Genomic DNA, 6,862 nt, shown 5'->3' on the forward strand with positions numbered 1-6,862 from the left:
ACGCCCTGCAACTGGTGGAGGACTTCCCCGACACCCACGCCGCGTTGTCGGCCGGGACGATCGATCTGCGCCGCGCCCGGGTGGTCACCGACGAGCTCGGCGGCCAAGACCCCCACGTGCGAGCGCGGGTGGAAGCGGCGGTGCTGCCGAAAGCACCCGGCCTGGATTCGGTCGCGCTGCGGAAGCTGATCAAGCAGCTGTTGCATGAGCTGGCGCCGGTGGAGGCGGCGGACCGGTACGAGGCCGCTCGTGAGCGCCGCTATGTCGTGATCACGCCGGCGTCGGATGGGATGGCGCATCTGGAGGCGCGGCTGCCCGCCGCGGATGCCGCGGCCCTGGACACCGCGTTGAACGCGGCCGCGGCGGACGCCAAGCGGGCCGATGCCGCCGCCGGGGTGCCGGCGCGGACGAAGGATCAGCGCCGCGCCGACGCGCTGGCCGAGCTGGGCTGGGCGGCCCTCACCGCCTGCGCCGACGGCACCACCGCCCCGCTGAGCCACACCGCCGGAGTGGCCGGCTCCGCCGATGACTCCGCCGACCGGGCGTCAGCCGGAATGGCCGGCTCCGCCGGTACGGCCGGTTCTGCCGGCGGTGCACAACCCAGCTCCAACGCCGCAGGGCAGCCGCCACCGGCACACTCCGGCACGAGCGCAACGCCGCGGCGGCGTCCGATCAGCGTGCACATCACCGTGCCGTTCGCCACCGCGATCGGGCTCAGCGACCAACCGGGCGAACTGGAGGGGTACGGGCCCATCCCCGCCCACGTCGCCAAGGTCCTCGCCGCCGAGGGCGTGTGGACCTGGCTGCGCACCGATGGCAGCGGGCACCTGCTCGACCTCGGCCGCACCCGCTACCGCCCCACCAAAGCCCTCGCCGACTTCATCATCGCCCGCGACCGCACCTGCCGCATCCCCGGCTGCCACCGCCCCGCGACCACCTGCGACCTCGACCACATCATCCCGGTCAACGCCGGCGGGACCACCGACCCCGACGACCTGCACGCCCTGTGCGAGACCCACCACAAGCTCAAACACCACGGGCACTGGCACGTCGAACGACTCCCCGACGGCACCACCATCTGGATCAGCCCCACCGGCCACCGCTACGAGAAACCACCCGAACGGATCGGCTCGTGCGCTGAGACCGCCATCGGTCATGGCGATGCGGACAACCTTGGGTGAGGACTCGGCCAGGTGACGTGCCATGGCCGACCGGCGCCTCGGGCGCCACTACGCTCGTCCGCATGAAGGCGCTGCGGGCGGTCGATGTCAGGGGCGTGTGGGGAACGGTGCTGCTGCCGCTGGGCGGTGACGGTGCCATCGACTGGGGCCGGCTGGCCGCGCAGATCGACACGCTGGTCGCCAGTGGTGTCGACGGCGTCTATGCGCACGGGACGGCGGGGGAGTTCCACGCCATCGACGAGGGCGAGTTCGACCGCGTCAACGAGGTGCTGGCGACGCGGTGCGAGGCGGCCGGGCTGCCGTTCCAGCTGGGCGGCTCGCATCCCGCGACGCCGGTGATGCTGGGCCGGATCCGCCGGGCCGCGGCGCTGGAGCCGGGCGCCATCCAGGTGATCCTGCCCGACTGGGTGCCGCTGAACGACGACGAGGTCGTGCGGTTCCTCGCCGGCGCGGCCGAGGCGGCCGGGCCGGTGCCGCTGGTGCTCTACAACCCGCCGCATGCCAAGACCCAGATCGGGCCGGCGCTGCTGGCGCGGGCCGCCGAGGCGACGCCGTCGCTCATCGGGGTGAAGATGGCCGGTGGCGACGAGGACTGGTACACCGCGATGGCCGAGCTGGCCGGCGACCTGTCGGTCTTCGTGCCGGGGCACCTGCTGGCGACGGGGATCGCCCGCGGCGCGCACGGCAGCTACTCCAACGTCGCCGCGATGTCGCCGCGGGGCGCCGTCGCCTGGTACCGGATGATGACGACCGACCCGGAGGACGCGCTGGATCTGGAGGCGCGCATCGCCGAGTTCTTCCGGCGGCACATCGCGCCGCTGCAGGTCGCGCGGCTGTCCAACCCGGCCCTCGACAAGTTCCTCGCCACGGTCGGCGGCTGGGCCGACATCGGGACAAGGCTGCGCTGGCCCGCGTCGTCGGCCCCGGACGACGCCGTCGCGCCGGCCCGCGCCGACGCCCACCGGCTGCTGCCGGAGCTGTTCCCGGTCTGATCGCAGCGGCTACCGTGGCCCGATGCTGGAAGCCGCGGGTGTCACCGCCGTCGAGGAGCAGGTGTACGGCGCGCTCGTCGACTCCCCTGCCGACACCGCGGCGGCCATCGCCACCCGGCTCGGGCTGTCGTTCGACGAGACGACCGCGGTGCTCGCGTCGCTGGAGTCCAAGGGGCTGATGAGCCGCACCGCCGACCGGACGCCGCGGTTCCTCGCCACACCGCCCGACATCGCCATCGAGCCGCTGATCCTGCAGCGCCAGGCCGAGCTGCACGAGACCCGGCGCGCCGTCGACGAGCTGCTGCGCCGGTACCGCGCCAGCCGCCGGCCGCGCGAGGCGGCCGAGCTGGTCGAGGTCGTCGTCGGGCGCCCGGCCGTCGCGCAGCGGTTCCAGCAACTGCAGCGACGGGCCGAGCGCGAGGTGCTGGTGCTGGTCAAGCCGCCGTTCGCGATCCCGCACGAGGCCAACGACACCGAGCTGGACCTGCTCGCCCGCGGCGTCACGGCGCGCGCCGTCTACGAGCGCTCGGTGCTGGAGTCCGACGGCGGCAGCGCGGCCGTCGCGCGGTACGTCGCGGCCGGCGAGCAGGCCCGCGTCGTCGACGAGCTGCCGGTGAAGTTCGCGCTGATCGACGGGTCGGAGGCGTTCGTGCCGCTGACGCAGGACGACCCCGAGACCGAGCCGACGTTCATGGTCGTCCACCGCAGCGGGCTGCTGGCGGCGCTCATCGCGCTGTTCGAGTCGCTGTGGGAGCGGGCGTTCGAGCTGTCCGCGCTGACGGCGCGCCCGGCGGACGGCCGGGCGTCGCAGCTGCCGCCGGCCGACGCGCAGCTGGTGTCGCTGCTGCTGGCCGGGCTGACGGACAAGGCGATCGCGACGCAGCTCGGCCTGAGCCTGCGCACGGTGCACCGGCGGATCAGCGCGCTGCTCGACCGCGCCCAGGTCTCCACCCGGCTGCAACTGGGCTGGCACGCCGCCCAGCACGGCTGGCTCGACGGCTACGCCGAGCGCAGCCCGTAGGCGCGCACCACCGTCTGCTCGATCCGGTTGCCGTCGCCGTCCCACGCCTCGACCCGCAGGCTGACGGCGTCGGCGCCGCGTTCGGGGTCCAGCAGCGCGGTGTAGGCCGCACCGCGACGGGTGACCCGTGCGGCCTGCCAGCTCGCGCCGTCGTCGTAGGAGGCCCAGAGCCGCAGCCTGCCGCCGGCGACGGGATCGGCCGCGGCCTGCCGGTGCACCGTCAGGTCGATCCGGGTGCGGGCCCGGTCGCTCACGGCGCCCCACTGGTCGACGTCGACGGCGTAGTCGACCTGCAGCAGCGGGAGCATCGCGCGCTCGCCGGGGTCCGGCCGTGCGGACCGGAACGTCCACGCCGTGCGGGTCGACGTCGACCGCTCCCACCAGGGCGCGTCGCGGTCGACGTCCAGCTCCAACCGGTACGTCGCCGGCTCCGGCGCCGCCGGCCAGCCGCCGTACACCGCGTCGCGCTGCGCGACCAGCTCGCCGTCGCGGTAGAGCCGGGCCGCGGTGGTGTCGGCGCCCGTCTCGTCGCCGTTACGGTCGCTGCCGTCGAGGAACGAGCGGACCAGGACGGTGAGCTCGTCGCCCTCGCGGAAGCCCGGCATGCCGTACTGGCCGTAGTGGTCGGTGTCGAGCGGGACGCCCGGCCGGACCACCGGCCCGAACCACGACCGCGGGTCGGACTCGCCGGCCGCGTACGTGCGCTCGCCCTCGATCATGCCGCCGACCAGCAGCCGCTGCGCCCACACGAACTGCTGCCATCGGGTGTCGCCGGGTGAGACCCACTCGTCGCGGTGCGACGGCAGCGGCACCTCGCGCGGGCTGCGGATGGAGTAGTTGTCGTACGGCCGGAACGCGTGCCGCGCCTCGTTGCCCAGGTGCGCCGGGCCGGTAGCGACGTAGGCGGTGTCCAGCTCGGCGAGGTCGCGCGGGCGCACCCGGTACTCCAGCGACGCGGGGATGTGCCCGGCCTCGGCCTGCATGAGGTCGTAGAGGTACGGGCTGACGGCGATGCCGTCGAACCGTGCCTCGGGAGCCGCGCCGGCCGCGATCAGGTCGAGGATCGCGGCACCGTCGGCCTGCGAGATCGTCACCACCGGGATCGAGGTGCCGTCGCCGACGTACTCCAGCAGCCAGCCGGGCCGGTCGTGGTGCACGATGACGGCTTCCGCTCCGGCGGCAGCCACCGCGGCCACCTGCGCGTCGACGGTCACGTCGTCGGAGCGGCGCACCAGCGCGGCCGTACCGGTGAGGTCGCGGCCGGCCACCTCGGCGGGGGTGCCCGTGCCGGCGTCGGCGACGGGGTAGCGGTGCCGGCCGTCCAGCTTCGGCGAGCCGACGGCGTACTCGTGCGCGATCTCGGCCGCACCGACGCGCAGCGTCAGCTCCGGCGCGAACAGCTCCCACAGGCTGGAGAACTCGAACGTGCCGCGCTCCACAGGCTGGGTCGGCGCCGCGTACGCGACGTCGATGTACTGGTCGAGCATGTACTTGAGGTTGAACATGTGCTGCTCGGAGCTGCGGTACCAGCCGAGCGTGAGGCCCTGGTGCTCGGCCGGCTCCGGCGTGTCGACGGCCACACGGGTGGCGGTGCGCCCGTCGAGCACGAGATGGGTGTCCTCGGTCAGCTCGAGCTCGGTGTCGCCGACGACGGCCACCTCGCGGGCCTGCTCGCCGGACTCGTCCGGGGTGAAGAGGAAGCCGAGCAGGCTGTACGTGCCCGGCTGCACGCGGAACACGGCCGGTCCGCTGCCGCCGCCCTTGCGGCCGAAGTAGCCGGTGCCCCACCAGTCGGTGTCGAGGCTCCACAGCTCGGCGGCGCTGGCCCCGGCCGCCGGCGCGCCCGCGTGGTCGATGCCCTCGACGGTCACCTCGATGGTCCGCGGTTCCTTCGTGACGCCGAGGACGGTGTGGACGACGACGGCGCCGTCGGCCGAGCGGGCGGTGACGCGCCCGCTGTAGACGTCGGGGTCGCCGCGGTTGGGGTCGAGCGTGACGTCGACGCTCGCGGTGCCGCCCGCCGGGACCGTCAGCTCCGGGCGGCTCAGCGTCAGCATGCCGGACGGCGCGGGCCCGGCGGTCGCGCCGGTCAGGCTCGCGTCGATGGTGAGGACGACCGGTGCGGAGCCGTCGTTGGTGTACGTGACGGTGTGGGTGACCAGCGGGTCGGTGCCGTCGTGCGGCCAGTCGTAGGTGCCGAGGTTCAGCGTCGCGGTGTCGGCGAACGTGGTCTGGGAGACGGCGCGGGCGGCGTCGAGGCGGCCGGCGCCCTGCTCGTAGACGGTGTAGTCGTCCAGCTCGCGCGCGGACTGGACGAGCGCCCGCTTCAGCCGGTCCGCCGTCCAGTCCGGGTGACGCTGGAGCAGCAGCGCGGCCGCGCCGGACACGTGCGGCGTCGCCATCGAGGTGCCGTCCAGGCTGGTGTGCAGTGCGTCGACCGGGTCGCCGAGCGACGTGCCGGCCGCCCGGGCGGCGACGATTCCCACGCCGGGCGCGGTGATCTCCGGCTTGATCGCGTTGTCGCGCAGCCGCGGGCCGCGGCTGGAGAACCCGGCCAGCACGTCGGACTTGTCGACGGCGCCGACGCTCAGCGCGGCGTCGGCGACCCCCGGCGCCCGGACGCTGGTCGCGCCGGGGCCCTCGTTGCCGGCCGCCGCGACGAACAGCGTCCCGCTGGCCGCCGTCAGGCTGTCGACCGCCTGGCTGAGCGGGTCCGAGCCGTCGGTGACCTCGCTGGACAGGCTCATGCTGACGATGTCCGCGCCCTGCGCGACCGCCCACTCCATGCCCTCGATCAGCCACGAGTTCTGGCCGGTGCCGTCGGCGCCGATGACCTTGCCGATCAGCAGGTCGGCGCCGGGTGCCACGCCGCGCCGGGCGCCACCGGACGCCGCGCCGGTGCCGGCGACGGTGGCGGCGACATGGGTGCCGTGGCCGTTGGCGTCCTGGACGGTCGTGCCGGAGAAGTCGGCGGCCTGCGCGACCTGGCCGGCGAGGTCCGGGTGGGCCGCGTCGTACCCGGTGTCGAGGACCGCGACGGTGACGCCGGTGCCGTCGTAGCCCGCCGCCCACGCGGCGGGCGCGCCGACCTGCGGCACGCTCTCGGACAGCGCGGGCCGGACCTTGGCGTCCAGCCAGATCTTCTCGATGGACGGCGCGGCCGCCACCCGGGCGCCGTCGCCGGTGGGGAGCTCCCCGGCGACGCCGGTCCAGAAGGCCGCGAGGTCGTCGACCGGCGCCTCGACGGCGACCGCGCCGACGCTCTCGAGGGTGGCGGTGACGACGGCGTGGCTGGGGGCGGCGGTGGCGGCGGCCGTGCGGGCCGAGCCGCCGGCGTAGGTCACGATCAGTGGCAGGGCGTCGCCGGTGTAGCCCTGCTCGATGAGGCTCGTGACGTTGAACAGCTCGCGGTCCAGCGAGCCGGCCGCGAGGTAGGGTTCGGCCTCGGCCGGGATCGCGTAGAGGCCCTCCGGCCGCTCGACCACCTTGAGATTCGCCCGGACGGCCCCCGGCGCGGGCAGCGCGGTGACCGCCTGCCGGCCGTCGGCGAATGTGTCGACCCGCAGCCGATGCCCGGTGACCAGCGTGACCGTCGTGCCCGAGCCGGCGCCGTCCGCCGCCGGCCGGGGGAGCGGGGCGGACGGTGCCGGGCCCGCGGCGCCGCCCGG

At 74.9% G+C, this 6,862-nt stretch carries 4 protein-coding genes; 3 read left to right on the forward strand and 1 reads right to left on the reverse strand.

Going from position 1 to position 6,862, the window contains the following annotated elements; all coding sequences use genetic code 11:
- The 3 genes from DY240_RS09025 to DY240_RS09035 all read left to right on the forward strand — a co-directional run.
- Positions 1–1,181: HNH endonuclease signature motif containing protein (locus DY240_RS09025; RefSeq protein ID WP_147375252.1), on the forward strand; the 1,181-nt coding region annotated here is incomplete at its 5' end.
- A gap of 62 nt (positions 1,182–1,243) precedes the next feature.
- Positions 1,244–2,173, forward strand: coding sequence for a dihydrodipicolinate synthase family protein (locus DY240_RS09030; RefSeq protein ID WP_119659604.1), 930 nt, complete (start codon positions 1,244–1,246; stop codon positions 2,171–2,173).
- A gap of 22 nt (positions 2,174–2,195) precedes the next feature.
- Positions 2,196–3,194 (forward strand): helix-turn-helix domain-containing protein, encoded by a 999-nt coding sequence (locus DY240_RS09035; protein WP_119659605.1) that lies wholly within the window; start codon positions 2,196–2,198, stop codon positions 3,192–3,194.
- Here DY240_RS09035 and DY240_RS09040 read toward each other — a convergent pair.
- On the reverse strand, positions 3,173–6,862 hold a 3,690-nt coding region (locus tag DY240_RS09040), incomplete at its 5' end, for a S8 family peptidase (protein ID WP_119659606.1). The two genes, DY240_RS09035 and DY240_RS09040, sit on opposite strands and share 22 nt — an antisense overlap.

Origin of the sequence: Jiangella rhizosphaerae (genome assembly GCF_003579925.1) — a bacterium.
GTDB lineage: Bacteria > Actinomycetota > Actinomycetes > Jiangellales > Jiangellaceae > Jiangella > Jiangella rhizosphaerae.

Excerpts from the sequence above, each read along its gene's own strand:
- DY240_RS09030 (WP_119659604.1), top strand. The coding sequence starts at position 1,244 with ATGAAGGCGCTGCGGGCGGTCGATGTCAGGGGCGTGTGGGGAACGGTG.
- DY240_RS09035 (WP_119659605.1), top strand. The coding sequence starts at position 2,196 with ATGCTGGAAGCCGCGGGTGTCACCGCCGTCGAGGAGCAGGTGTACGGC.